Here is a 26085-nt window from a genome sequence, read left to right as displayed (position 1 = left end):
TGTCAGATTGCTCCTACATCGCCTACTGCATGAGTCCTATGTCTTCCTCAACAGCGTTGATCTACCATGAAATTGCCCTGTAAGGGCTTCACTGAGAGCACCGCTCCGTAAAGTTGTGCAACGAAACAGAGGAGAATGAGATGGCATCACAAGGCGACAACAACGCAGGCAGACGTGACGGTACCCAAACCGGTAATCAGGCCGGCAACCAGTCAGGCAGCAAGTCGGGTGGCAAGGCAGGCAACAAGCAGAGCGGCGATACCAGCAGCCGCGGCTTCGCATCGATGGACCCTGCACGACAGCGGGAAATCGCTGCTCAGGGCGGACGTGCCGCCCACCAAAAAGGCACGGCGCACGAATTTACGCCAGAAGAGGCTCGCCGCGCAGGCAGCATGAGCCATAAGAACAGCCAGAGTGCGAAGAATGCATCCAGCCAGAGCGCGACCGGCAGCCAGTCCGGCGCAGCCAGCCAGGGCGCTTCTTCCAGCCAGCAAGCCAGCCAGCAGGGCGGCAGCCAGCGACAGGGCGAACAGAACAATCAATAACCAGCGTCGGACTCGTCATTCCCGCGTGCGCGAGAATGACGAAGCGCTGTGGCGCCGCAGGGCGCCATTTGCATTAAAACACGACATTCGCCGTCAACTGCGCGGAATGCGGCATGCCGATCGCTGCGCGCGAACCGCCATTGTTCAGCGTGCCGACATAGAACTTGTCGAACACGTTGTACACATTTAACTGCAAGTTCACGTGTTTGTTGACTTTGTACATGGCGACCGCATCGGCCACCGTGTATGCGGGGATGCCCGGCGTATTTTGCGACGCCAGGTTCAGCGTTGGGTCCACGACGCGTTTTTGTTCCGACATGTGGCGCACGCCGCCGCCCAGCGTCAACGTATCATTGAGCTGGTAGCTGGTCCACAGCGTGGCCGTGAAGTCGGGCGACCAGCGCGCATGCGCACCGGCGGCGCTGTTGCCCGTCGTGCCCTGCAACACCTTGGTATCCATCGTGGCCAGGCCGGCAATGATGCTCCAGTTGCGCGTGATCTGGCCGACCGCGCCCAGCTCGATCCCTTGAACGCGGCGTTTGCCCAGTTGTGCCACCGTGTTGGTGGCGGCATCCGTGACGGTCAATTCATTCTTGTTGTCGGTACGGTACAGCGCACCCGTCAGCGCCAGCTGCTTTTCAATCACGTCCCACTTCGTGCCCAGCTCGATATTCGTGGTTTTTTGCGGGTCCATGTTGGGCGCGGCGATATTGCCCGGCGTGGCGCTCAACGTGAAATTGGCGCTGCCTGGCGGTGTTTGCGAAGTCGCATACGACAGATAAATGCTGCCATTGTCCGCCGGCTTATACAGCGCGCCGGCTTTCCAGCTGGCCAGGTTGCCGGACTTGTTCAACTGGCTGGCCAGCAGCGCACCCACTGGGGCCGTGGCCGACACGGTCGCGGCATCCGTGCTGGTACGGTAATGCTCGTAACGTACGCCGCCATTGATTTGCCACTGGCTGGTCAGCTTCAGCGTGTCGAATACGTAGCCGGCCACCGTCGTGGTTTTGCCCTTGCTGTACGCGCCCGTCAGCACGGGCGCGTAGCCGGTCAACGTGCCGTCGTTGGGATCCGGGTGGTACAAATTCGCCCACAGGCCGGTGACTGCCGGGAAGCCATTGGCGGCCGGCGCAGCCGTGTACGTGCCCAGGCCGGCGCGGGTGGGGGTGAACTGTTGTTCCGACAAGAATTCCAGTCCGGCCGACAGGTTGTGTACCAGTGCGCCGGTGTTGAATTCAGTAACCACGTTGGTGGTATTGGCGAGGATTTCATTGTCTTGCAAAATGCTTTGGCGGGTGCGCACGACTTTCCAGCCGGCGGGCGCGACCGTGGCAGCAACGGGCACCACGCCGTTGACCCCTGTCAGGATGCGGTCAATGCTGGATTTGCCATAGCGGCTGGTATTGGTCAGCGTGGTCTTTGGCGCCAGTTCGTGTTCGATTTTCACGGTCGCCATATCGGCGCTGATGTCTTCGTAATCGGTGCGGTAGCCGTAGTAGGCATGGCGGTCCACACGCGGGGCCATATTGGCGGCAGGGAAGGTGGCCTGGTTAAAACCTGGCAGGCCGACGGCCGGCACGCCGCCATCGGGCACACCGTTTTGGCGTACGTGTTGCGAGTAGACATAGAAGCGGGTTGGCGTGCCGAGGCCGAAGGCCAGCGACGGGGCAATTGCATGGCGCTGTTTTTCAATGACTTTACGGCCCATGGCGCCGCCATCTTCCGCCATTGCGTTCAGGCGGAACGCTGCGTTGTCGCCGATGGTGCGGTTCACGTCCACGGTGGCGCGGGCTTTCTCACCCGTGTTGTAGCTGACAGAACCGGACACGGAATTTTCACGCTGCGGCAGTTTGGACGACAGGTTGATGTAGCCGGCCGATGCGCCGCGTCCAATGTCGGCGCCGGCAGGACCTTTCGCCACTTCGATTTGTTCAATATTAAAGACGTCGCGCGAGACGGCGCCCAGGTCGCGGATGCCATCGACGAAAATCGCCGATTGTGCGGCAAAGCCGCGCATCTGGAACGTGTCACCGGCGCTGGTATTGCCGTTTTCACCCAGCTGCAAGGTGATGCCCGGCGTATTTTGCAGCGCTTCCATCAGCGATGATGCAGCTTGCTCCTGCAGCACTTCCTTTTTAATGACAGTGATCGTTTGCGTGGTGTCGGCCAGTGGCTGCGTGAATTTGGGCGACGAGACTTTGTCGGCCTTGAAAGGCACGTCGGCAGCCGCATTGACTTGCACTTCCTTCATGGTTTGCTGCTGCGCCGACGCGGCCAGTGGCAGGGTGACGGCGGCCAGCGCCAGGACAGAGCGGGACAGCAGGGGTTGAGTGGCAACGGTGTGCTTGCGGCTGCGAATAACGGACACGAAAAAATCTCCAGACAGAAGGTGAAGGCTGGCTGGTCCGGGGAGAGGGCGGAATTAGCTGGCAAAGCAGTGGTGTTCTGTAAATAATAATCGTTCTCACTATCATTCGCAATACATTGGAAACATACCAGCAATAAACAATAACTTACGTAAATTCCCGAACAGGCCGATTGACTCCGCAAATGATAATCATTATCATCTTCGAGTCGCCTGCTGTGTTCCACTAACAAGAAAGCATCCCTTGAGCGTTTCCAAACAAGCCAGCCGCGCGGTGTGGCTGAAAAATCTGCACCAGTGGCATTGGATCAGCTCCGCGCTGTGTTTGCTGGGTATGTTCTTGTTCAGCATTACCGGCATCACGCTGAATCACGCATCGCAAATCGAAGCCAAGCCCGCCATCACGCGCAAGCAGGCGACGGTGCCGGCGCCGCTGGCCGCGCAATTAAGAACGTACGCGGAAGCACACGATGGCGCCAAGGAAGCATTGCCGGACGCGGCGGAAAAATGGCTGCGCGATACGTGGTCGATTAATGTGGGCGGGCGCGCTGCCGAATGGTCTGTTGATGAAGTGTACGTGCCGCTGCCGAAAGCGGGCGGCGATGCGTGGGTGCGCATCGGCCTGGAAGATGGCGCTGCGGAATTTGAAAATACCGACCGGGGCTGGATTTCGTGGCTCAACGACGTGCACAAGGGCCGCAATACCGGTGCGGCCTGGAACTGGTTCATCGATATTTTCGCCGCGTGCTGCCTGGTGTTTTGCATCACCGGATTCCTGATCTTGAAATTCCATGCGGCCAACCGGCCATCGACGTGGCCGATTGTCGGCTTCGGCGTTCTGGTACCGCTTGTCATTGCATTGCTGCTTATTCACTAAGTATTCATTAAGGTCTTTTTATGAAATTACGCTACACCATCGCCATGGGCCTGCCGCTGGCCAGCGCTTCCGCCATGGCGGCCGACCTGGCTGTCAAATTCGACATCCCGCAATTGAATGTGGCGGAATATCACCGCCCATATGTGGCGGCCTGGCTGGAAAACGCCGAACAGAAAGTCGTGGCGAATCTCGCGGTGCTGTACGACGTCAAGAAGAAAGACAATGGCGGCGCCAAGTACTTGAAAGACATGCGCCAGTGGTGGCGCAAGGCGGGCCGCGATGTGACGATGCCTATGGATGGCGTGTCCGGCGCCACCCGCGCACCGGGCGAACATACGCTGACCTTCAGTGCCGCCACGCCAACGATCGATAAGCTGCCGGCCGGCCAATACCAGCTGGTGATGGAAGTGGCGCGTGAAGCGGGCGGCCGCGAACTGGTGAAAGTGCCGGTCACGTTGCCGCTGAAGGCTGGCCAGCTGGGCACGGCCAAGGGCAAGGAAGAAGTGGGCAACGTCACTGCACTGTATAAATAAGGAGCGCCGCCATCATGAGTCCTGTTAAACCGCTGTTGGCGCTGGCGCTGGCCGGCTTTGCATTGAATGCGTACGCGCATAAACCCTGGCTGCTGCCGTCAACCACGATGGTGGAAAGCAAGGATGCGTGGGTGACGGTCGATGCCGCTATTTCTGAAGATTTGTTTACCATCGACCACCAGCCTTTGCGGCTCGATGGCGTGACGGTGACGGGCCCGGATGGCGCGAAAGTCGAATTAAAAAATGCGATGACGAGCCGCATGCGCTCCACGTTTGATGTGCAGATGGCCAAGGCCGGCACGTATAAAGTCGCGCTGGTATCGCAAAGCGTGATGGGCAGCTACAAGCTCAATGGCGAAATGAAGCGTTTCCGCGGCACGGAAGAATCGCTGGCCAAGGATGTACCGGCCGGCGCCGAAGACGTGAAGATCACGCGCACGGCCAGCCGCCTGGAAACGTTTGTGTCCGCGAATTCCACTGATGATGCCGTGCTGAAGCCGACCGGCGTGGGCCTGGAACTGGTGCCGGTGACGCACCCGAACGATATGCGCGTTGGTGAAAAAGCCACGTGGCGTTTCCTGTTGGACGGCAAGCCAGCCGCCAACCAGGCGTTCAGCCTGATTCCTGGCGGCGTGCGCTACCGTGGCACCTTGGGTGAAATCCGCCACAGCACGGACGCGAAGGGCGAAATTTCATTCACGTTGCCGGAAGCCGGCATGTATCTGGTCACGTCAAGCTGGCCTGCAACGCCGGCGCCAGCGCCGGGCCAGTTGCCGCCAATGCCGCCGCGCCGCGCAACTTATGCGGCGACAGTGGAAGTGCTGCCGCAATAATCCGCACGATGCGCCGGGTTTTATTGCCGCACCATATTGCTGCCGACCCGGCGCCGGCCGGTGCGGCCGTGCACAGCTTTGCCGGCCACAGCATGGGCACGACATGGTCGGTGCGGCTGGCGGCGGCGCCCGATAAGCCCGTGCCGGAGGAATTGCAAGAGTTGCTGCAACAGCAGCTCGATATCGTCGTGGCGGAAATGAGCCACTGGGAAGCCGATTCCAACCTGGGCCGCTTCAACCGTGCGGCGGCAGGCACGTGGCATGTGTTGCCGCGCGCGTTTTTTGACGTGTTGACGTATGCGGTGGAAGTGGGGCGACTGAGTGGCGATGCATATGACCCGTCAGCCGGGAACATCGTCAATCGCTGGGGTTTTGGGCCATCCAACGGGAGCCTGCACTATGAAGATCCTGCATTTACCGCGCCGGCTCCCGATGAAGTCGAACGTTTGCGCGCACAGCGCCTCGCTTCCCGCATCCAGCTCGACCCCGACCGCAAGCGCGCTTACCAGCCCGGCCGCGTGCAACTGGATTTGTCGGCCGTAGCGAAAGGCTACAGCGTCGACCGCCTTGCGTATTTCCTGTCCCATCACGGCGTCAAACACTTCCTCGCCGAAGTGGGCGGCGAATTGCGGGGCGCCGGCATGCGGCCGGATGGCCAGCCCTGGTGGGTGGAACTCGAACCATTGCCGGACAGCGGATTGCCCGGCATGGTGCTGGCGCTGCACGGCTTGTCGGTGGCCACTTCCGGCGACTACCGCAAATTTTTCATGCACGGTGGGCAGCGTTATGCGCACACCATCGATCCCCGCACGGCCATGCCCGTGGCCAATGGCCTGGCTTCCGTCACCGTGGTGCACCCGCAATGCATGGCGGCCGATGCGTGGTCTACGGCATTGACCGTGCTGGGCCCGCAGCACGGACTGGCCATGGCGGAACGGCAAGGTTTGGCGGCGCGCTTCGTGCTGCGCGATGGCGATGGTCCCGCCTGCACGGAATTGATCAGCAGCGCCATGCAAGCCATGCTGGACGAAGACGAATAACATTGACCTCATGATAGTCACACTCGACACGACCCGGCTGGCGCTGGCAGCAGCCTGCCTGGTCAGCTATGGCCTGGTTTGTACGCCGCTTTGGCGGCACTGGCGCAACAACAAGGCGCAAGCGCAGCGCCCTGCCGGACAGGCCGCTGAACCAGGCTGGATCGTTGCTCATGCCAGCCAGACGGGCAATGCCGAACAATTGGCCGCGCAAACCGCGGACACGCTGCGGCTGGCAGGCATCCCGGTGCGGCTGTGCACACTGTCGGCACTGTCCCAAGACGAGCTGCAGCAAGCCGAACGCATACTGTTTGTCGTCAGCACCTATGGCGAGGGCGATGCGCCCGATGCGGCGGCAGCCTTTGTCGGCCGCTTCATGACGGGCGCGCTGCCATTGCCCCGGTTGCACTATGGCGTGCTGGCGTTGGGCGACAGCAGTTACAGCCACTATTGCGGCTTTGGCCGTGCGCTCGATACATGGCTGCAAGAGCAGGGCGCACAGCCGCTGGTGCCCCATATCGAAGCGGACTGCCTGGCGGACAGCGCCATCGGTGCATGGCGCCATGCACTGAGCCATTTGGCGGGCACCACCGATGCGCCCGACTGGAGCGGCCCAGCCTTTGGCGCCTGGCGCCTGGCCGAGCGCCGCTGCCTCAATGAAGGCAGCAGTGGCGCGCCGATTTACCACATTGAACTGGAGCCGCTGGACGGCGTGCTGCCGGAGTGGCAATCCGGCGACCTGGTGCAGGTGGTGGCGCCGGCAGAGCCGGACAAGCCGCGCGAATATTCGATTGCATCGATTCCGTCCGATGGCCGCGTGCATTTGCTGGTGCGCCTGCATCTGCATGGCGACGGCAAGCCGGAAGGGGGCATGGGTGTCGCGTCGGGCTGGCTGTGCCGGGAAGCGCCGCTGGGCGCCAGCCTGCCAATGCGCTTGCGCCAGCACAGCCGCTTCCGCCTTGATGGCAACGCACAGCGGCCGCTGATCTTGATTGGCAACGGCAGTGGCATTGCCGGCTTGCGCGGCCATTTACGGGCGCGCGCGCAGGCCGGGCAGGGCCGCAACTGGCTGCTGTTTGGCGAGCGCCACGCGCAGCATGATTACCACTACGGCGATGAATGGGAAGCGCTGCGCGCAGCGGGGCAATTGCAGCAGCTCGACGTGGCGTGGTCGCGCGACAGTGCAGTGCAGGGCAGCGCCATCCGCTACGTGCAAGACCTCTTGCCGCCGAAGGCGTCTGTGTTACGGCAGTGGGTGGCCCAGGGGGCGGCGATTTATGTATGCGGCAGCCTGCAAGGCATGGCGGCGGGCGTGGACCGGGCGCTGGGCGATATCCTCGGACGCAACGAACTGGATGCGCTGGTAGCGGAAAACCGGTACCGGCGCGATGTGTATTAAGTCCGGCCCGGCCCGTGGCCAAAAGAAAACCCCGCCCTCGTGAGAGAGCGGGGTTTTTTTAGCCGATTAGCTCAGCAGTCCAGCAATTACTTGAACTCGTAGCTTGCGGCAAAGCCGTAGGTGCGCAAGCCTGGGTTCTGGTAGTCCCAGCCATAACGCCACTTGACCGCCTGCTCCTTGTTGAACACGTTGTTCACGTACAGGGACAGCTTGACGTTCTTGATGCCGGTGTACGAGAAGTTGTAGTCCATGGTGACTGGCGGCTTCACGGTTTCGCAGGCTGCCATGTTTTCCGCGGCAACCTTCTGGGTCACGCAGTAGGTTGGCGAATCTTCGCTGTTGTTGCTGTAGTTGCCAGCGTAGTGCACGGTCACGCCGTTGGTCATGACGCCGGTTTTCAGCACGGCCATCACGTTGGCGTTCAGGCGGCCGCCGACGCCCATGTTCAGGAACGAGTCATAGGTGCCGTACTGGTTCGGGCCGTAGGTGTTGTCGCCCACGTTGAACGACTGGAAGTTCCAGTTGTACACGCCGTCCAGCTTCAGGGTCAGGTCGCCCAGTGCGCCCAGTTTTTGACGGGTGCTGGCTTCGAAGTCGAAACCTTTGGCACGGGTCTTGCCGCTGTTCACGTATGGGTTGTAAACCAGGCCCAGCTTGCCAACCGGGAACGTCGCGGTGGTGTTGCCGTATTTCTTGGCCAGCGCGATGAACTCGTTGTCTTGCGCGGTGCTGTCGATACGCACCAAGGTGCCTGGCTTCAGCGAATCTTCCGCTTTCAGCACGTCCACCACGGTACGGGTGCCGATTTCATCCTTGCGCTCGATGCTGAAGAAGTCCAGCGTGAACACGGTGTTTTTGATCGGTTCCCACACCATACCCACGGTCAGCGACTTCGACGTTTCAGGCTTCAGGTCCGGGTTCGACTTCACGAAGCTTGGCAGCGAAGCCAGGCATTCGTTGTTGCGGTAGGTGTTGGCCAGCTGCTTGTCAGCGGTGGTGGCGCCTGGTGCATTCTGAACAATGTTGTTCAGTGCAGTGGCGGTTGGGCAGCGCTTCAGGTCGTTGACGTTGTTCGACACGGAGCTGCGGCCCAGGCCGTTACCGGTTTCAATGATGTTCGGGGCGCGGAAGCCGCCGGCTGCGGTTGCACGCAGCAGCAGGTTGTCGGTCGCGTTGAAGCGCAGGCCCAGTTTCGGCGTCACGTGCGCATCCGATGTGTTGGTCTTGTCTGCGCGCAGGGCGGCATTCAATTCCAGTTTCTTGAACACAGGAATGGTGGCTTCGGTGAAGACCGCGCCCTGGGTCATGGAGTCATCCACTTGCAGGCCGAAGATACCCACCAGGTCGCCGCGCAGCACGTTGTCCGAGCTGGCCATGGCGTACGACATGCGGCGCAGGTCGGCGCCCACGGCGATGCTCAGCGGACCGGCTGGCAGTTGCGCTACTTCGCCGGTGATGGTGCCGTCGATGAAGGCGATCTTCGCATCGCCTTTCGTGGTGCGGACCGGGAACATCGATTCCAGCAGTTCGGTATCGTTGGTCTGGCCGAACTTGTAGGTCTTGTTGACGATCGCATTGGTGTAGCCCTTGGCGCTCACGGCGCGGGTCGCCTTGGTGGCGTTCGACGACATGTAGCCGGCTGCCGATTTCCAGTCGTAGTCGCCGATCTGGCCGGTCAGGGCCAGCATGAAGCGCGACTGCTTGGAGTCGGTGCTGTTGAAGTTGAAGCCGTTGCCGGTGTCCATCAGGCGCGCGCGGTATTCAACCGGGGTGCTGTATGGGTTGCTTGGGTGGCCCACTGGCAGCTTAGGATACGAGAATGGGCCAACCATCTTGCCTTCGATGGCGTTGTACCACACGCTGGTCGACGACGTGGTCGAACCGTTGCTTGCGCTGAACGGCGCCACGATGTAGTCGGTCTTGGCGCCGGCGGCCGTGATTTCGAAGTTCGCGTCGATCGACGAACCGATACGGAAGTGCGTGTTGCTGGTCAGCGCCCAACGGTCGTTGAAGGTGGCGTCGCCGGTGTAGGGCAGCACGTCCAGTTTGCACAGCTTGTCGGTCGGGTCAATGGCGTCGGCCGGGCAGCCTGGCGCCGCCACGATGTTGGTCGAGCTCAGGAAGTAGTTACCGGTAGGCGAGAAGGTGCTCTTCGCGTCCCAGGTCGAACGGCCCGGGGTCAGGCGGTGCCATGCCGGCACCAAGCTGCGCACTTCGCCGCGCGACCAGCCGTCGGTCTTGTAGCCTTCCAGGGCTACGTAGGTGTTGAAGCCGTTCTTGTCGATGTCGCCCCAGCCGGCCAGGATGCTGGCGTTGCGCTTGCGGTAGTCATCAAAACCGTCCATCGCGGTGTAGCTGGTCTTCAGCTTGACACCGGTGTATTCCTTGCGCAGGATCAGGTTGACCACGCCGGCGATCGCGTCGGAGCCGTAGATTGCGGAAGCGCCATCCTTCAGGATTTCAATGCGTTCGATCGATTCAGCAGCGATCGCGTCCAGGTTGGTGAAGTTTTCCTGTGCGCTTTCAGCCAGGCCGTAAGGCGCGATGCGGCGGCCATTGACCAGAACCAGCGTCGATACCTTACCCAGTGCGCGCATGTCGACACTGGACGAACCTGGCGCGAAGCTGCCGGACGAAGCCGTTGCCGAGTTGCTACCCTCGCCCACAGCGGCGACGGACTTCAGGATGTCCAGCGCCGTGGTGGCGCCCAGGCGCTCGATGTCGGCGCGGTTCATCGTGGTCACGGAACCAGCGGCTTCCGTATTGGTACGCTTAATGCTCGAACCGGTGATTTCCACGCGCTGGATGGATTCTGCAGCCTGTTGGGCCATTGCGGATTGCGCGCAGGCGATCGCCACGGCGGCGGCAATAATGCTCTTGTTGAGGATAGGTGCCTTTTTCAAAACTACTCCCTGAAGTTAAAACATTCGCACGATAATTGCCGGCTTGGGGTTGCCAGTTCGGTAATTTCGCATCCTTAAAATTGCTTTTTTTACTTACTTGACGCAAGAAAAGTGCGAGAAGGTAACATATGATCCACTTTTGTACCAATGACTTTTTTTTCGTATCATTTTTGCCGCCTGGCGTAGTCTTTTCGGCATCGTGCCTTCTTCAGGGCGAGGCACGGCCGGGTGAACGGCGTCAGATACCGGCTTCCTCCAGCCCGCGCGCCAGGCTCGACACGCTGGGGTTGTCGACAAATACACAGCGCTTGCCCGTGCGCTTGCAATAATCCTTCACGCGCCAGTAGGCGCTATGGCTGATGCAGCCGGTCTGGCAAATCACGAGATCGGCGGCCGCCATCGACGCTTCCAGGCGCGCGACATTGTCTTCCAGCCCGCCGTCGTGGTGCGCGAACTGGCCGCCCACTTGCTCGACCAGCGCGCGGTAGCTGGCCACGTTGCCGCTGCGGCCCCCCACGCACAGCACGCTGCGCTGGGACAGCCAGATCACGCCGGCTTGCCCGGCTGGTTCCGGTGGCGGCAGGCCGCCTGCATCCGGCCGGCCGGCCAGCGCGGCGCGCGCCTGTTCGTGCTGCAGTTCCTGTTTCAACTCCTGGATTTGCAGGCGCAGTGCGCGCTCGCGTTCATCGGCCAGCGCCAGGCGCTGCGCCAGGCGGTCGCGCGACGGGAGTCCGGGAATCGACGCGCGCAACTGTTCCAGCTCGTGGCGCAGCGAATCGGCCAGGCTGTCGCGGCCCACCAATTGCGCGCGCATTTGCATCAACTGGGCGCTGTGGCGGTCGCGCTCGGCCTGCCATTCTTGCTGCAGGGCGGCGTGGCGCTGCTGCAGGCGCGCCGTTTCCCGCGTCAGCTGAAGGTTTTCTTCAATGGTGGCATGGAAGCGCGCCAGGTCGGCCCGCACGCACGCGCCGGCCTGATGCTGGATCATGTGCAAGTCGCGGCACATTTGTTCTTCCAATTCCTGCGTGCAGCGCGCGTGCGTCAGCGCGGCCCAGAATGCGCCGGCCACATCGCCTTTGGCCACCGCCGCATGCCACTGGGCCGCCACCTGTTCCGTGTCCCTGGCGGCGCGGAATTGCCGCACGGCGGCGGCATAGCGCCGGTCCAGTTCCTTTTGCAGCGCTTCGGACAAGCGGTTGCGGGCGCCGCATTCCGTTACGACGCCCACGTGAATGTCGTAATCGCCCGCTATGACGGCGCCGCCGGTGACTTTGCCGACCAGCTTGCGTAGCGCCGCCAGCGGCATGCCGACACCCACCAGGGGACAGTGGCAAGCGCTGGAAAGGTCCCACAGTTTGCGGCGGCGTGACGGCTGCGCGGATGCCTGCGGGGCCGGGCCCTGCTGATGCTTGTCGCACATGGCAGCCTCCGTTACAGGGCTGCGGCCGGCGTACGGTGGCGGGCCATGAGGCGGGCCAGGAAGCTTTCCTGTACCGGCATGGCGCGTTCCACTTCGTAAGCCCACTGGTCGGACAATTGCTGGCACGTGGCGGCCAATACCGGCGCCAGGCCGGGCAGGGTGGCCAGTGCTTTCAAATGGCGCTCGATGACGGAAGCCAGCTTGACGCAGCCGCCTTCGCCCGCGTTGGCGGTGTAATGGGACATCAGGTGCAGTACGGCGGACAGCATCAGTTCCGGGCGCTGTCCCGGCTGAACGCTGTGTTGGAAAATAGGGGCAGTGTCAGTACGGTCGATGTTAGCCATCAAGCTCTCCTTGCGATGTCGGTGGACGTGAGGAGGCTGGCTACCGCGCTAAAGCGGATGGCTGGCAGTGTTGCCGGTAATGCGGCGGGAACTTATGCGGTGAGGATCAGCTTGCCCAGCTGCGTGACGCGCAGGCGGTAAATCTTGTTATTGTGTTCGATCTCGACTTCGCGCTGGTCTTGCATCAGCGTGGCGCTGGTAATGCGGCGGACTGGAACGGGTTCGTTCGCGGCAGGCGGAGTTGGGACGGCGGCGAGAGGCGTTTTGGCACTGTGCATGCAATGGCTCCTAATGAATGATAATGATTCTCATTTATATTATTCGACATTGCTATCAACTTTGCAAGCAGATTTACAAAGTTAATTAAATAAAAAGGCCCGTCACATTTGGACGGGCCGGCGATGATGGTGGAACGGGTCAGGCCGTGGCCAGTTGCGGTACCGGACTGGCGGCCGTTGTAGCGGCTTCGGCCCGCGCCCGCTGGCGGCTGCGTGAGCGCGATGGGGGCAAGCGCCGCAGGTTTTTCAGCGCTTCCGCATCCTTGATGCCGATGGTGCGCTGGTCGACGCTGATCAGGCCCACTTCATTGAAGGCTGACAACGTGCGGCTGACGGTTTCCAGCGTCAATCCCAGGTAGCTGCCGATTTCATGGCGCGTCATGCGCAAATTAAACAGCTTGCTGGAATAGCCCATGGCGGCAAAGCGGTCGGCGAGATTGACGAGGAAGCGGGCCACGCGCGCTTCCGCCGACAGCGCACCCAGCATGCCGATCATGGTTTGTTCGCGCACCAGTTCGCGGCTCATGACGCCGTACAGCAAGTTCTCCAGTTCCGTGTGGGCCCGGCCCAGCGCGGCCAGTTTGCGGAACGGCAGCAGGATCACGTCGCAGTCCGACAACGCCACGGCTTCCGACGCGTAATGGCGGGTATGGATGCCATCAACGCCCATCATGTCCCCTTTCATGGGGAAGCTCAGGACTTGCTCATTGCCGAATTCATCGATCAGCACGGTTTTGAGGAAACCGGAATTGACGACGAACAGCGCGTCAAAGGTTTGGCCGATGGTATGCACGCGCTGGCCGGCCTTGAATTGCACGTGCTGGAACAGCAATTCGTCAGTGGGAGGAATATTGGTGGTGGGTATGTGGAGCAAATCGCAAACTTCGCGCAAGTTCGACCAGAGCCGGCCCTGGCGCTGGCGGCCTGCTTCTGCGCTGGCAGGGTGTGCTGACGCGGGGCGGAAGTCGGAAATATGTGTGGACTGCATGGTGCTCTCCTGGTGGCTTTGTCCATCCCTGGGACTTTGTCGGTATATGTGCCATCCAGTCAAAACGTGTTAGTTGTGACTATTCGGCAACTTTTTGAATGGTTTCAGTATGCCAACCGAGGCCAAGCGTGAATATCAGCGGGCGCTGAATATACGGGTAGGAGACGGCGTAGTCTTGTAGGAATTTTCCTAACGAAAGACCACGCGCAGCGTAGGGGATTTACGTAGGGGCTACGCCTTGAATGGCGCCAGCAGGCGGTGCGCGACCGCATATTGCACCATTTCAGACAACGAGTTCATGCCCATTTTCTGCATGATGCGGGTCTTGTGCGTGCTGACGGTTTTCACGGATAAATGCAGGCCGTTGGCAATGTCTGTGATGGATTTGCCACCCACCAGCAATGAAAACACTTCGAATTCGCGGTCCGACAACTGCTTATGCAACAAGTTCTCGTTCGGCATCATGATGTTCAGCGCCAATTGCTCCGCCACTTCCGCGCTGATATAAGGCCGGCCCGTGGCCACGCGGCGGATCGCGCCCACCAGTTGCGTGCCCGCGCTTTCCTTGGTCAGGTAACCTTGCGCACCGGCGCGGATGGCGCGCACGGCGTATTGTTCTTCCTCATGCATGGTGAGGATCAGGATGTTGAGCTTGGGCGCTTCCGTCTTGATTTGCCGGATCAGCTCGACGCCACTGCGGCCCGGCATGGATAAATCCAGCAGCAGCAAATCAAAGCCGCCCTGGCGTACATGGTTGAGAACTTCGAAGCCGTCAGTGGCTTCGCCGGTAATGTCGATGTCCGGCGCGCCGTCGAGGATGCGCTTGAGACCTTCGCGCATGATGGTGTGGTCGTCTGCAATGACTATTCGGATCATGTTGGCCTTGTTGGTGGCGGCAGGCAGCCTGCTGCCGCCGGGTTTTGAAGCGCCGGATCAATCCGGCAATGGTTCTTTCAGCAAGCGGTGCACCAGCACCGGGATTTTCGAGTGCGACAGCACTTTGTTGGTGACGCTGCCCAGCAGGAGCTGGCCCCAGCCGCTGCGGCCGTGCGATCCGATAAAAATCAGATCGCAGCCATGTTCATTGGCCACATCGACGATTTTTTGCGCCGCGCTTTCCGCAAAGGCTGTGATGCCGTGGCACTGCAAGCCTTTTTTCTCGCAAGAATCGAGTATCGGTTGCACATGCTCGCGTCCGGCGCGCAGCATGGCGGCGCGGTATTCCTCTTCGCTGGGGTAGCTGGGCGGAATGATTTCAACGTATATCGGGTATTGATATTCCGGCGCGACAAACAGCGCCAAGACTTCCGCACCCATTTGCTGGGCGAATTTCACGCCCGCGCAAGCCGTCATGGAAGAAACTGCGGAACCGTCGGTGGTGATGAGGATTTTCCGGTACATATCAAGCTCCTTTCCCTCTGAAGGCAATGCATGCATCTTCATTGTAGCCCCGGATTGAACCACAAGAGGATGATAACGTCTTGATAATTGTCAACAAACTGATGGGTATAACGCAATTTAAATAGTGGCAGGGTGGACTTTTTTGCACAGAAGCATCGAATTACCACCCATTGCACCCCTTGCAAGGGCGAGCGATGATAGTATCTGCAAATACAACAGTAAACTTGGTTTTACCCACGCCGCAGGGGGATGGCAGGCGGCTTTCCTGTCCCGGCGATTGAACAAGGGGCTTGCGCCCTGCTAAACTCGCACCAGCGGTTTTGATATTGCCGGGCATCATTAAATGCCCGTGCCGAGGTAAAACAGCAGCAACGCAGCATATGCAGCAACCAATACAGACATGGAGAAGCAGGAATGACCAACGCCGCTGATGATTTCGAATCACTATTTGATGAAGTGTCTGCGCAACGCGCCGCAGCTCCAGCACCAGCGGCGCCGGCTCCGGCGCCGGCAGCCTCAGCGGAAGATGACCTGGAAAGCCTGTTTGACGAAGTCGCAGCGGCCCGTCCGCCTGACGCGGCGGCTTCCGCTGCCGCCGCACCTGCGGCTGAAGCCGCTCCAGAGGCAGCGGAAGCCGGCAGTGACGGCGGCGACGGCGATTCCGGCAACCCGATGTTCGAACGCCTGGGCGGTATCGTGCGCCTGCTGCACGATTCGCTGCGTGAACTGGGCTATGACAAGGCGCTGACGGAAGCATCGGCGCAGATCGGCGATGCCCAGGACCGTCTTGAATACGTGGCGACCTTGACGGAACAGGCCGCCAATAAAGTGCTGAACACGCTGGATGACGGCATGCCGGCCCAGGACGTGTTGTCGAAAAAGTCCAAGGAAATGGAAGACCGCTGGGCTGCGCTGTTTGCCGGCAAGCTGTCGATCGATGAATTCAAGGTGCTGGCGGGCGATTCGCGCGCGTTCGCGGCCGCCGTGTCGGAAGCGACCGAGGCGGAAAAAGCCCGTTTGCTGGAAATCATGATGGCGCAAGACTTCCAGGACATTACGGGCCAGCTGATCAAGAAAGTCGTGGTGATTACCAAGACCGTGGAATCGGAACTGGCGCAACTGTTGCGCGATAACGCTCCGGCCGACAAGCGCGAGAAGATGGCGCAAAAAGAAGTACAGCTGATGAGCGGCCCATCTGTGCCACAGGTGGCGCTGAGCCAGGACAGTGTCGATGACCTTCTTGCCGATCTGGGATTCTAATGGACGATATGCTCAAGGAGTTCGTCGTCGAGGCGATGGACCTGGCAGTAAATGTAGAAGAACACCTGTTGCGCCTCGAACGCGACCCCAACAATAAAGAAACGCTGAATGCCGTGTTCCGGTCGTTCCACACGATCAAGGGCGGCGCCGGCTTCATGAACCTGGGCGCGCTGGTGACGGCGTGCCACCTGACGGAAAACCTGTTCGACGCTTTGCGTACCGGCGCAGCACCCGTGACGCCGCTGTCGATCGAGGCGGCCCTGCAGGCGTCGGGTTTCGTGGCCGACCAGCTGTCGGAACTGAATAACGGCGCCCCGCCGGAAAGCCTGGGCGCGATGCCGGCCGACCTGGAAGCCATCCTCAAGGACGCCATCGAAGGCAAGAGCAGCGCCCCTGCCAAGGCGGCGCCTGCGGCGCCAGCGGCGCCGGCGCCGACCGCTGCGCCAGCTGCAGCCACTGCCGCGCCGGCGGCCACCGCGGCGCCAGCTGCCGGTGACGATGGGCTGGACTGGGAAGGCATGTATATCTCCGTCGTGCCGGAAGGGACTTACACGCGCAGCGCGCCGGCGCCGGCAGCAGTAGCCGCCGCGGCGCCTGTTGCTGTAGCGCCTGCTGCAGTGCATGCGGAAGGCGTGGCCGAAGCGCAGGCGGCTGCCGCTGCTGCGCCGGCGCCGCGCGGCCGTGCGGAAAAGAGTGACGACAAGCCGTCGTCTGCACCAGCCAAGGAAGAATCGATCCGTATCGATGCGGTCAAGCTGGACGCGCTGCTGGAAGTGGCGGGTGAATCCGTGCAGGCCGCCAACCAGGCTGCCGTGCTGCTGGAACGCCTGCAGCAATTCAAATTCGAAGGCCAGGCCGCGACCTTGATGTCGGCGCTGACGGAAACCCTGGAGCGGGCGTCGCGCTACTCCACGGAATTGCAGCGCGCCACGCTGGCAACCCGCATGCAGCCGGTCGGCCGCCTGTTCCAGAAATTCCCGCGCCTGGTGCGCGAACTGGCCAAAGACCTGGGCAAGGAAGTCGAACTGACCATCGAAGGTGCGGAAACTGAAGTGGACCGCGTGGTGGTGGACAGCCTGTACGACCCGCTGGTGCACATGCTGCGCAACGCGCTGGACCACGGTGTCGAAGGCCCGGACGCCCGTATCGCTGCGGGCAAGTCGCCGCGCGCATTTATTTCGCTGAAAGCCTGGCAGGAAGCCAACAGCGTCATGATTGTTTTGCAAGATGATGGCCGCGGCATGGACCCGGTGGCGCTGCGCCGCAAGGCTGCCGAGAAGGGCCTGATCTCGCCAAATGCGAACATGACCGACGACGAATCGTATCAACTGGTATTCTTACCGGGTTTCTCGACCAAGGAAGTGGCCTCCAGCGTGTCTGGCCGCGGTGTCGGTATGGACGTGGTGAAGACTGCCGTGGAAAAAAACCGCGGCGCGATCCACATCGAATCCGCACTGGGCAAGGGCACCAAGTTCGCCATCCGCTTGCCGATCGAACTGTCCATTGTTCCAACCATGCTGGTGTCGACCTCCGGCGCGCAACTGGCGCTGCCGATGGCCGTGGTCCAGCGCGTGGTGGAATTGCCGGAAGAGTTCATGGAAGTGGGCGGCGCGCCGGTGCTGAAAGACCAGGGCCGTCCGCTGCCGGTACGCACGCTGGCTGGTGCGCTGGGCTATGCTCCAGTGTCCGAGCGCGTGGGTATCGTCGTCAACGCACCGCAGCCATACATTCTGGCCGTGGAAGCGGTGGACGGCACGGCCGACCTGGTAATTAAGCCGATGACCGCGATTGCGGTCGAAGGCATTACCGGTACGGCGCGTTCGGCAGAGGGCGATCTGGTGCTAGTGGTGGGCCTATCGTTCCTGATGGAAGGGTGCAGGAGTAGTGTACGCATGGCGGCTTGATAACCAGAGGGCCGCAGCATAAAACACCAAAGCCTGCGAGATCCGCAGGCTTTTTTTTCGGCGTCATACGGTGGTGCTAACCCCAGGCCGCATCGGCTCACGAGGCGGAATTTCGGGCTTGGTTTTGCATTGCACAAACTATGGCATAATCAAAGTGAATATCTAACCAGGCAGTAGCAGCAATCATTATGAAGACGCTTTACGACAAACTCTGGGAATCCCACGTGGTGCGCACCGAGGAAGATGGTACCGCCATCCTCTACATCGACCGCCATCTGGTGCACGAAGTCACCAGCCCGCAAGCATTTGACGGCCTGCGCGCCGCCAACCGCCAGCCATGGCGCGTTTCGGCCAACCTCGCCGTGGCCGACCACAACGTGCCGACCACCGACCGGTCGCATGGCATTGAAGACCCGGTGTCGCGCCTGCAGGTTGAAACCCTGGACAAGAACACCAAGTCCTACGGTCTCACGTATTTCAACATGAACGACAAGCGCCAGGGCATCGTGCACGTGATCGGCCCTGAGCAGGGCGCGACCCTGCCGGGCATGACGGTCGTGTGCGGCGACTCGCACACGTCGACCCACGGCGCGTTCGGCGCGCTGGCGCATGGCATCGGCACGTCCGAAGTGGAACACGTGCTGGCCACGCAGACCTTGCTGCAGAAAAAATCGAAATCCATGCTGGTGCAGGTGGATGGCGTGCTGGGCGCCGGCGTCACGGCGAAAGACATCGTGCTGGCCATTATCGGCAAGATCGGCACGGCGGGCGGCACCGGCTACGCGATGGAATTCGGCGGTTCCGCCATCCGTTCGCTGTCGATGGAAGGCCGCATGACGGTGTGTAACATGGCGATCGAAGCAGGCGCGCGCGCCGGCATGGTTGGCGTCGATGACACCACCATCAATTACGTCAAAGGCCGCCCATTCTCGCCGGTCGGCCCGCACTGGGACCGCGCGGTTGAATACTGGCGCACGCTGCACACGGACGCTGGCGCGAAATTCGACCTGGTCGTGACCCTGGATGCCGCTGACATCAAGCCGCAGGTCACGTGGGGCACGTCGCCGGAACAAGTGGTGGCGGTCGATGCCCGCGTACCGGATCCGGACACGGAAAAAGACCCGGTCAAGCGCGACGCCATGGAAAAGGCGCTGGTCTACATGAACCTGAAGCCGAACACGCCGATCGAAGATATCCGCATCGACAAAGTGTTCATTGGTTCGTGCACCAATTCCCGCATCGAAGACTTGCGCGCGGCAGCCGCTGTCGTGCGGGGCAAGCAGCGCGCATCGAACGTCAAGCTGGCGCTGGTGGTGCCGGGTTCTGGCCTCGTCAAAGAGCAGGCAGAGCGCGAAGGGCTGGATGCGATCTTCAAGGCCGCCGGCTTTGAATGGCGCGAACCTGGCTGCTCGATGTGCCTGGCCATGAATGCCGACCGCCTGGAACCGGGAGAGCGCTGCGCCTCGACGTCGAACCGCAACTTCGAAGGCCGCCAGGGCCAGGGCGGCCGCACCCACCTGGTGTCGCCGGCCATGGCCGCGGCAGCCGGTATCGCCGGCCACTTTGTCGACGTGCGCACGATGCGCTGATGCGCCGCATTTGAATTTACTTACCTAGCAAGAGAATTAACATGAAAACCACCTTCGCCCTGATCATTACCGCCCTGACCATCGTAACCCTGTCCGGCTGCAACACTATTTCCGGCATTGGCAAAGACGTGCAAAAGGTTGGGCAGGTCGTCACGAACGCGGGTGGGAAATAACAGCAGCCGGTAAGGGCGCAGGCGGCAGGGCCGCCGCGCATTGCCGGCGCATCGCAGAATACATCATGGAAAAATTTACGATACATGAAGGCCTCGTGGCTCCTCTGGACCGCGCCAATGTCGATACCGACGCCATCATTCCCAAGCAATTCCTGAAATCCATCCACCGCACCGGCTTCGGTCCGAACCTGTTCGACGAGTGGCGCTACCTCGACCACGGCGAACCCGGCATGGACAACAGCAAGCGTCCGCTGAACCCGGACTTCGTGCTGAACCAGCCGCGCTACCAGGGCGCTTCGATCCTGATGGCCCGCAAGAATTTCGGCTGCGGTTCATCGCGCGAGCACGCGCCATGGGCGCTGGACCAATATGGTTTCCGCGTGATCCTGGCCCCCAGCTTCGCGGACATTTTCTTCAATAATTCCTTCAAGATCGGCCTGTTGCCGATCGTGCTGACCGAGCAGCAGATCGACCATCTGTTCAACGAAGTCAAGGCTTTCCCGGGTTATCGCCTGGTGGTGGACCTTGAAAACCAGCGCATTTCCACGAGCAATGGCTCTCTCTCTTACCCCTTCGAGATCGATGCCTTCCGCAAATACTGCCTGATGAACGGTCTTGACGACATTGGCCTGACCTTGCGCCACGCGGACGAGATCCGCGCGTTCGAGGAGCGTCATCTGGCAAACCAGCCCTGGCTGGCCAACGTCATCTAAAACACCATGAAAATTGCAATCCTCCCGGGCGACGGCATCGGCCCGGAAATCGTAGACCAAGCCGTCAAAGTGCTGAACGCACTGGACGAAAAATTTGAACTGGAAACCGCGCCGGTCGGCGGCGCCGGCTATGCCGCGCACGGCCACCCGCTGCCGGAAGGCACGTTGAACCTGGCCAAAGCCGCTGACGCGATCCTGTTTGGCGCCGTGGGCGACTACCAGTACGACAACCTGGAACGCGCGCTGCGTCCGGAACAGGCGATCCTGGGCTTGCGCAAGAACCTGGGCCTGTTCGGCAACCTGCGTCCGGCGATCCTGTACCCGGAACTGGCCGGCGCGTCGACCTTGAAGCCGGAAGTCGTGTCGGGCCTGGATATCCTGATCGTGCGCGAACTGACGGGCGACATTTACTTCGGCCAGCCGCGCGGCGTGCGCGAGTGCCCGGACGGCCCGTTCAAAGGCCAGCGCGAAGGTTTCGACACGATGCGCTATGCGGAAGGCGAAATCCGCCGCATCGCCCACGTGGCATTCCAGGCGGCGCAAAAGCGCGCTAAGCGCCTGACGTCCGTCGATAAAGCCAACGTGCTGGAAACGTTCCAGTTCTGGAAAGACATCATGATCGACGTGTCCAAGGAATATCCGGACGTCGCGCTGGACCACATGTATGTCGACAACGCCGCCATGCAGCTGGTGCGCGCGCCGAAGAAATTCGACGTGATCGTGACCGGCAATATGTTTGGCGACATCTTGTCCGACGCGGCCGCCATGCTGACCGGTTCGATCGGCATGCTGCCATCGGCTTCGCTGGACGCCAACAATAAAGGCTTGTACGAGCCATCGCACGGTTCGGCGCCGGACATCGCCGGCAAAGGCATCGCCAATCCGCTGGCGACGATCCTGTCCGCGGCCATGATGCTGCGCTTCTCTTTGAGCCGCGCGGAGCAGGCTGACCGTATTGAAAACGCAGTAAAACAAGTGCTGGCGCAAGGCTTGCGCACCGCCGACATCTACGAGGAAGGCACCACGAAAGTGGGCACCGCGCAAATGGGCGATGCAGTGGTGAAAGCGCTGGCATCCTAAGTGCCATGGGACAGCCCGCAAGGCTGTCCGGTAGAAGCTTCCGCCAACGTTGCGGAAGCCTTTAAAACTCATTCAAGGGAAAGAAAATGAAACTCGTAGGTCTGGTAGGTTGGCGTGGCATGGTCGGTTCGGTCCTGATGCAGCGCATGCAGGAAGAGGGCGACTTCGCTCACATCGAACCGGTGTTCTTCTCCACGTCGAACACGGGCGGCGCGGCGCCATCGATGGCGAAGAATGAAACCACGCTGAAAGACGCGAACAACATTGATGAACTGAAGCGCTGCGACATCATCATTTCGTGCCAGGGCGGCGACTACACCACCGCTGTCTTCCCGAAACTGCGCGCAGCCGGCTGGAATGGCTACTGGATCGACGCGGCCTCCACGCTGCGTATGGAAAAAGACGCCGTCATCGTGCTGGACCCAATCAACCTGAACGTCATCAAGGACGCGATGGCCAAGGGCGTGAAGAACTTCGTCGGCGGTAACTGCACCGTGTCGTGCATGCTGATGGGCCTGGGCGGCCTGTTCAAGCAAGACCTGGTGGAATGGATGACGTCGATGACGTACCAGGCTGCTTCCGGCGGCGGCGCGCAGCACATGCGCGAACTGCTGACCCAGTTCGGCACCATTAATGCATCCGTCAAATCGCTGCTGGACAACCCGGCATCGGCCATCCTGGAAATCGACCGCCAGGTGCTGGCGACCCAGCACGGCCTGTCGGCTGACGAAACCAAGCAGTTCGGCGTACCGCTGGGCGGCAACCTGATTCCTTGGATCGACAAGGACCTGGGCAACGGCCAGTCGAAAGAAGAGTGGAAGGGCGGCGCGGAAACCAACAAGATCCTGGGCCGCGGCCTGGACTTTGGCACGGCCGCGATTCCAGTCGATGGCCTGTGCGTGCGGATCGGCGCGATGCGCTGCCACTCGCAGGCGCTGACCATCAAGCTGAAGAAAGATGTGCCGCTCGATGAAATCAACGACATCATCGCCAACGACAACCAGTGGGTGAAGTTCGTGCCGAACACGCGTGAAGCGTCGATGCGCGACCTGACCCCGGCTGCTGTGACCGGCAGCCTGACCATCCCGGTCGGCCGCGTACGCAAGCTGGCTATGGGTAATGATTACCTGTCCGCGTTCACGGTGGGCGACCAGTTGCTGTGGGGTGCTGCAGAGCCGCTGCGCCGCATGCTGCGCATCGTGCTGGATAAATAAGCACTGATTAAATTAGCGCCATCCAAAGGCCGGTTTCCCAGTGAAACCGGCCTTTTTTCTTTCGATTGAATTTGAAATTCGGCGCTAAGGTGACAGAACGGCCCGCAAAGCTTGCATGCGCCATGCCATGGTGTTATGTTGGCCCTATCCGGGAATGCAACTTTTTCCAATTCAATAACTACACACCACACTATGCACGTTCGCCACCGCTCCAAGCCCCTGTCGTTTGCGTTGAAAACACTTACCAGCGCCGTAGCTTGCGCAGTATTGCTGTCTCCCGTCGCCAACGCAGCCGGGCTGGGCAAGCTGACCGTGCTGTCGTCGCTGGGCCAGCCGCTGCGCGCGGAAATTGAATTGACGGCGGTGGGCGCGGAAGAATCGTCCGACCTGACTGCCAAGCTGGCGCCGGCCGAAGCGTTCCGCCTGGCTAATATTGATTTCAATCCCGCTTTGCTGTCGCTGCGCTTTGAAGTGGATAACCGCAATGGGCGGCAATTCATCCGCGTGTCGTCGTCGCAGCCGATCAATGAACCGTTTGTCGACATGCTGCTGGAATTGAGCTGGACCGGCGGCCGTCTGGTGCGCGAATACACGTTCTTGCTGGATCCGGCGGAAATGCGCAATGCGCAATCGCCGCAAGTGGCGGCGCCAGTGGATTTGCCGGCCCGCACGTCGGCGCCGCCTGCGCAAGCGCCGCGCGCCGCTGCGCCACGTCCGGCGCGTGAACCGGCTCCCGCGCCTGCGCGCGAGCCTGCCGCGCCGCGCGAAGGCGGCAATGAATACCATGTGAAACCGGGCGATACGCTGGGCAAGATTGCGCGCCAGCTGAAACCCGTCGATGTGTCGCTGGACATGATGCTGGTGGCGCTGTATCGCGCCAACCCGGAAGCGTTTGCCGGCAATAACATGAACCGCCTGAAGTCCGGGCAGATCCTCAGCGTGCCGGATTCGGACGCCATCAAGGGCGGCGCGTCGGAAAGCGAAGCGCATGGCGTGGTGATTGCCCATGCGGCGGATTTCAATGCCTACCGCAACAAGCTGGCGGGCCAGGTCGCGTCCAGCACGCCGGTGCAAGGCGCGGAAAGCGGCCAGTCGGCTGCCGGCAAGATTACCGCCAAGGTCGAAGAGCGCGCGACGCCCGCCAATGAGGCGAAAGACCAGCTGAAGCTGTCGAAAGCCACGGGCGGCGAAGGCGGCAAGGGCAAGACTGCGAAAGCATCGGAAGAAGACAAGATCGCGCGTGAAAAGCAGGTGGCCGAAGCCAATGCGCGCGTGAAAGAACTGGAAAAGAACGTCACGGACCTGGAAAAGCTGATGGCCGTGAAGAACAAGGCCATGGCGGACAAGCAGAAAGCCGCGTCGGCTTCCGCGCCTGCGGCGTCGGCGCCAGTGGTGGCGTCCGTGCCGGTGGAAGCGCCGCCGCCAGCGCCGAAGAAGCCGGCCAAGCCGGTCATTACCGAGCCATCGCTGATGGATACGGTGATGGACAATATCCAGCTGATCGGCGCGGGCCTGGTTGCTGTGCTGGGCGGCGCTGGTTTGATTGCAATGCGCCGCCGCCGCGCTGCCGCGCAAGACACGCCGAAAGCCGACGCGCCGAAAGTTGCCGAGGTCAGCGTGCTGGGCGATCCGGGCGCGCAAGCGCAGCCGCTGATTGCGGAAACGGGCGGCCAGAGTGTCGACACCAACAACAGTGTATTCAATTCCAACTTTGCGCCATCGGCCAGCCAGCTCGATACCAATGAAGTGGATCCGGTGGCGGAAGCGGACGTGTACATTGCGTATGGCCGCGATGCGCAAGCGGAAGAAATCCTGAAGGAAGCGCTGCGCACGCATCCTGAACGCCATCCGGTGCGCCTGAAGCTGATGGAAATTTTCTCGAACCGCAAGGATGCGCGTTCGTTTGAAGCGCAGGCATCGGAACTGTATTCGATGACCAAAGGGCAGGGCGACGAATGGGCGCAAGCTGCCGCCATGGGGCTGGCGCTGGATCCGGGTAATCCGCTGTATGCGGGTTCGGGGGGCGCTGCTGGTTCGGCCGTGGCGGCGGAAACGGCGCCGGCTGCGGCTGCGGAGGCGCCGTTGTCGGCGGATGATTTCGCCAGCATGTTTGCCGAACCGGAGCCGGTGGCCAGCGTTGCGCCGGCTGCGGAAGCGCATGATTTCTCCGGCCTGGACCTGGACTTGAGTTCCGACGCCACGGCCACAGGTGCTGCGGCGACGGAAGCGCCGGTCAGCGCCATGGACTTTTCGCTGGATGACTTGACGGCGCTGCCATCGCTGGATGACACGCCGGCCGTGACGCAAGCGCCGATTCCTGCCGCCGAAGCAGAACATTTCCTGGACTTCGATCTGGGCGGCTTGAATATGGACACGACGCAGGCGCCGTCCGCCGCGCCAGCCGAGCCGGCCGCTGCTGAACCGTTTGACCTGGCGTTTGACATGGAAGCGCCGCCGGCCGCTGCAACGGAAGCGCCGGCTGCGGAACCTGCGCCACTGACGGCCGATGATTTCGCGATGGACTTTGGCCTGGATTTGCCGACGACGGCGCCGGCCGTGGATTTGCCTGCGCCAGTGCCTGAGGTGGCTGCCGACCCGCTGGCCGAACTGGATATGATGGACTTCAACTTGCCAGGTTCGGCTGCAGAGGAAACGGCTGCGCCGCAAGCGGATGTGGCGGTGGCGGAGCCGGCCTTGGCTGCCGACGACTTTTCGATTCCGGACTTCCCGGAGCTGGATGTCGCTGCCACCCAGGCGCCATCGGCGCCACCGACTGCCGCGGACTTTGATTTGTCGGGCATCGACCTTGATCTGATCGGCAGCAACGCCAAGCTGGCGACGCCGGCTGAGGGTGGTGAAGAAATGTCCGCGCTGCAAATGGAAATGGATACCAAGCTGGACCTGGCGATCGCGTATCAGGAAATCGGCGACAAGGAAGGCGCCCGCGAATTGCTGGACGAGGTGATCCGTGGCGGCACCGGCGACCAGGTCAACCGCGCCACGGCGATGCGCGCCGCGCTAGGCTGATTTCCCCAAGCTCCCCCAGCAAAGCCGGCCCCGCGCCGGCTTTTTAATTCCCCACCGTGGGGTCAGACGTGCATTGATGCGTTTCCCGGCTGGGGTCAGGCGTGCATTCGTGCATATTCCTCATAGGAGAAAGCGGTCGCAGTGGGCGTATCCGCTGCTGCAGAGCTCGCCAGCAATTCAAACGGGCTCATCCATGAGAATC

At 61.4% G+C, this 26085-nt stretch carries 22 protein-coding genes; 14 read left to right on the top strand and 8 right to left on the bottom strand.

Annotated elements, in window-relative coordinates:
* Positions 1-140: 140 nt before the first annotated feature.
* Complete coding sequence (locus tag GM668_RS12230) at positions 141-545, top strand: KGG domain-containing protein (RefSeq protein ID WP_155439230.1); 405 nt, start codon at positions 141-143, stop codon at positions 543-545.
* Positions 546-618: 73 nt separating this feature from the next.
* Here GM668_RS12230 and GM668_RS12225 read toward each other — a convergent pair whose 3' ends face one another.
* On the bottom strand, positions 619-2913 hold the full coding sequence (locus GM668_RS12225; protein ID WP_170305610.1) for a catecholate siderophore receptor Fiu: 2295 nt from the start codon (positions 2911-2913) through the stop codon (positions 619-621).
* Positions 2914-3154: 241 nt separating this feature from the next.
* Here GM668_RS12225 and GM668_RS12220 point away from each other — a divergent pair, with 241 nt between their 5' ends.
* The 5 genes from GM668_RS12220 to GM668_RS12200 are packed head-to-tail and all read left to right on the top strand — an operon-like array spanning position 3155 to position 7589.
* A complete protein-coding gene (locus tag GM668_RS12220) occupies positions 3155-3787 on the top strand; it encodes a PepSY-associated TM helix domain-containing protein (protein WP_155439229.1) in 633 nt (210 codons plus the stop codon).
* A 20-nt stretch (positions 3788-3807) separates the two neighbouring features.
* The gene (locus GM668_RS12215) at positions 3808-4320 is read left to right on the top strand and encodes a DUF2271 domain-containing protein (protein WP_155439228.1); all 513 of its coding nucleotides are present in this window, start codon (positions 3808-3810) and stop codon (positions 4318-4320) included.
* Positions 4321-4334: 14 nt separating this feature from the next.
* On the top strand, positions 4335-5153 hold the full coding sequence (locus GM668_RS12210; protein ID WP_155439227.1) for a DUF4198 domain-containing protein: 819 nt from the start codon (positions 4335-4337) through the stop codon (positions 5151-5153).
* An 8-nt stretch (positions 5154-5161) separates the two neighbouring features.
* On the top strand, positions 5162-6193 hold the full coding sequence (locus tag GM668_RS12205) for an FAD:protein FMN transferase (protein ID WP_155439226.1): 1032 nt from the start codon (positions 5162-5164) through the stop codon (positions 6191-6193).
* Between the two features lie 10 nt (positions 6194-6203).
* Positions 6204-7589, top strand: a complete 1386-nt coding sequence (locus tag GM668_RS12200) for a sulfite reductase subunit alpha (RefSeq protein ID WP_155439225.1) — start codon at positions 6204-6206, stop codon at positions 7587-7589.
* A gap of 86 nt (positions 7590-7675) precedes the next feature.
* Here the strand turns inward: GM668_RS12200 and GM668_RS12195 are convergent, their stop codons facing one another.
* The 7 genes from GM668_RS12195 to GM668_RS12165 all read right to left on the bottom strand — a co-directional run bounded on the left by GM668_RS12195 (position 7676) and on the right by GM668_RS12165 (position 14923).
* Positions 7676-10492, bottom strand: coding sequence for a TonB-dependent receptor plug domain-containing protein (locus GM668_RS12195; protein WP_229499226.1), 2817 nt, complete (start codon positions 10490-10492; stop codon positions 7676-7678).
* A 238-nt stretch (positions 10493-10730) separates the two neighbouring features.
* Positions 10731-11912 (bottom strand): DUF2325 domain-containing protein, encoded by a 1182-nt coding sequence (locus GM668_RS12190; protein ID WP_155439224.1) that lies wholly within the window; start codon positions 11910-11912, stop codon positions 10731-10733.
* An 11-nt stretch (positions 11913-11923) separates the two neighbouring features.
* Positions 11924-12256 carry a hypothetical protein gene (locus GM668_RS12185; RefSeq protein ID WP_155439223.1) on the bottom strand — a complete coding sequence of 111 codons (333 nt, stop codon included), beginning with the start codon at positions 12254-12256 and terminating at the stop codon, positions 11924-11926.
* Positions 12257-12348: 92 nt separating this feature from the next.
* Complete coding sequence (gene hemP / locus GM668_RS12180) at positions 12349-12534, bottom strand: hemin uptake protein HemP (RefSeq protein ID WP_155439222.1); 186 nt, start codon at positions 12532-12534, stop codon at positions 12349-12351.
* Between the two features lie 139 nt (positions 12535-12673).
* Positions 12674-13522 (bottom strand): Crp/Fnr family transcriptional regulator, encoded by an 849-nt coding sequence (locus tag GM668_RS12175; RefSeq protein ID WP_155439221.1) that lies wholly within the window; start codon positions 13520-13522, stop codon positions 12674-12676.
* 231 nt (positions 13523-13753) lie between these two features.
* Positions 13754-14398 (bottom strand): response regulator, encoded by a 645-nt coding sequence (locus tag GM668_RS12170; protein WP_155439220.1) that lies wholly within the window; start codon positions 14396-14398, stop codon positions 13754-13756.
* A gap of 57 nt (positions 14399-14455) precedes the next feature.
* Positions 14456-14923, bottom strand: coding sequence for a universal stress protein (locus GM668_RS12165; RefSeq protein WP_155439219.1), 468 nt, complete (start codon positions 14921-14923; stop codon positions 14456-14458).
* A gap of 414 nt (positions 14924-15337) precedes the next feature.
* Here GM668_RS12165 and GM668_RS12160 point away from each other — a divergent pair, with 414 nt between their 5' ends.
* The 8 genes from GM668_RS12160 (at position 15338) to GM668_RS12125 (ending at position 25883) form a co-directional block, all read left to right on the top strand.
* Positions 15338-16183 carry a protein phosphatase CheZ gene (locus GM668_RS12160; protein WP_155439218.1) on the top strand — a complete coding sequence of 282 codons (846 nt, stop codon included), beginning with the start codon at positions 15338-15340 and terminating at the stop codon, positions 16181-16183.
* The gene (locus GM668_RS12155; protein WP_155439217.1) at positions 16183-18087 is read left to right on the top strand and encodes a chemotaxis protein CheA; all 1905 of its coding nucleotides are present in this window, start codon (positions 16183-16185) and stop codon (positions 18085-18087) included. Before GM668_RS12160 ends, GM668_RS12155 begins: the two co-directional genes overlap by 1 nt.
* Positions 18088-18272: 185 nt before the next feature.
* Positions 18273-19676: a 3-isopropylmalate dehydratase large subunit gene (leuC, locus tag GM668_RS12150; RefSeq protein ID WP_170305616.1), complete on the top strand. Its 1404-nt coding sequence runs from the start codon at positions 18273-18275 to the stop codon at positions 19674-19676.
* Positions 19677-19717: 41 nt separating this feature from the next.
* The gene (locus GM668_RS12145) at positions 19718-19849 is read left to right on the top strand and encodes an entericidin A/B family lipoprotein (RefSeq protein WP_155439215.1); all 132 of its coding nucleotides are present in this window, start codon (positions 19718-19720) and stop codon (positions 19847-19849) included.
* Between the two features lie 65 nt (positions 19850-19914).
* Complete coding sequence (gene leuD / locus GM668_RS12140; RefSeq protein WP_155439214.1) at positions 19915-20562, top strand: 3-isopropylmalate dehydratase small subunit; 648 nt, start codon at positions 19915-19917, stop codon at positions 20560-20562.
* 6 nt (positions 20563-20568) lie between these two features.
* Entirely contained in the window at positions 20569-21642 is a 1074-nt protein-coding gene (leuB, locus tag GM668_RS12135) for a 3-isopropylmalate dehydrogenase (RefSeq protein WP_155439213.1), read from the top strand.
* An 86-nt stretch (positions 21643-21728) separates the two neighbouring features.
* Positions 21729-22856: an aspartate-semialdehyde dehydrogenase gene (gene asd, locus GM668_RS12130; RefSeq protein WP_155439212.1), complete on the top strand. Its 1128-nt coding sequence runs from the start codon at positions 21729-21731 to the stop codon at positions 22854-22856.
* Between the two features lie 267 nt (positions 22857-23123).
* The gene (locus GM668_RS12125; RefSeq protein WP_229499224.1) at positions 23124-25883 is read left to right on the top strand and encodes a motility hub landmark protein FimV; all 2760 of its coding nucleotides are present in this window, start codon (positions 23124-23126) and stop codon (positions 25881-25883) included.
* Positions 25884-26085: the final 202 nt, after the last annotated feature.

It is taken from the genome of Pseudoduganella ginsengisoli, assembly GCF_009720865.1.
Lineage (GTDB): Bacteria > Pseudomonadota > Gammaproteobacteria > Burkholderiales > Burkholderiaceae_D > Rugamonas > Rugamonas ginsengisoli.
Note: the sequence above shows the minus strand (reverse complement) of the source record. Positions and strands in the feature narration are given on the sequence as shown.

Coding starts and splice junctions, on each gene's coding strand:
- GM668_RS12165 (WP_155439219.1), bottom strand. CDS start 14,923: ATGTACCGGAAAATCCTCATCACCACCGACGGTTCCGCAGTTTCTTCC.
- asd (WP_155439212.1), top strand. CDS start 21,729: ATGAAACTCGTAGGTCTGGTAGGTTGGCGTGGCATGGTCGGTTCGGTC.
- GM668_RS12160 (WP_155439218.1), top strand. CDS start 15,338: ATGACCAACGCCGCTGATGATTTCGAATCACTATTTGATGAAGTGTCT.
- GM668_RS12215 (WP_155439228.1), top strand. CDS start 3,808: ATGAAATTACGCTACACCATCGCCATGGGCCTGCCGCTGGCCAGCGCT.
- GM668_RS12185 (WP_155439223.1), bottom strand. CDS start 12,256: ATGGCTAACATCGACCGTACTGACACTGCCCCTATTTTCCAACACAGC.
- leuD (WP_155439214.1), top strand. CDS start 19,915: ATGGAAAAATTTACGATACATGAAGGCCTCGTGGCTCCTCTGGACCGC.
- leuB (WP_155439213.1), top strand. CDS start 20,569: ATGAAAATTGCAATCCTCCCGGGCGACGGCATCGGCCCGGAAATCGTA.
- GM668_RS12155 (WP_155439217.1), top strand. CDS start 16,183: ATGGACGATATGCTCAAGGAGTTCGTCGTCGAGGCGATGGACCTGGCA.
- GM668_RS12170 (WP_155439220.1), bottom strand. CDS start 14,398: ATGATCCGAATAGTCATTGCAGACGACCACACCATCATGCGCGAAGGT.
- hemP (WP_155439222.1), bottom strand. CDS start 12,534: ATGCACAGTGCCAAAACGCCTCTCGCCGCCGTCCCAACTCCGCCTGCC.
- GM668_RS12210 (WP_155439227.1), top strand. CDS start 4,335: ATGAGTCCTGTTAAACCGCTGTTGGCGCTGGCGCTGGCCGGCTTTGCA.
- GM668_RS12205 (WP_155439226.1), top strand. CDS start 5,162: ATGCGCCGGGTTTTATTGCCGCACCATATTGCTGCCGACCCGGCGCCG.
- GM668_RS12200 (WP_155439225.1), top strand. CDS start 6,204: ATGATAGTCACACTCGACACGACCCGGCTGGCGCTGGCAGCAGCCTGC.
- GM668_RS12145 (WP_155439215.1), top strand. CDS start 19,718: ATGAAAACCACCTTCGCCCTGATCATTACCGCCCTGACCATCGTAACC.
- GM668_RS12175 (WP_155439221.1), bottom strand. CDS start 13,522: ATGCAGTCCACACATATTTCCGACTTCCGCCCCGCGTCAGCACACCCT.
- GM668_RS12190 (WP_155439224.1), bottom strand. CDS start 11,912: ATGTGCGACAAGCATCAGCAGGGCCCGGCCCCGCAGGCATCCGCGCAG.
- GM668_RS12230 (WP_155439230.1), top strand. CDS start 141: ATGGCATCACAAGGCGACAACAACGCAGGCAGACGTGACGGTACCCAA.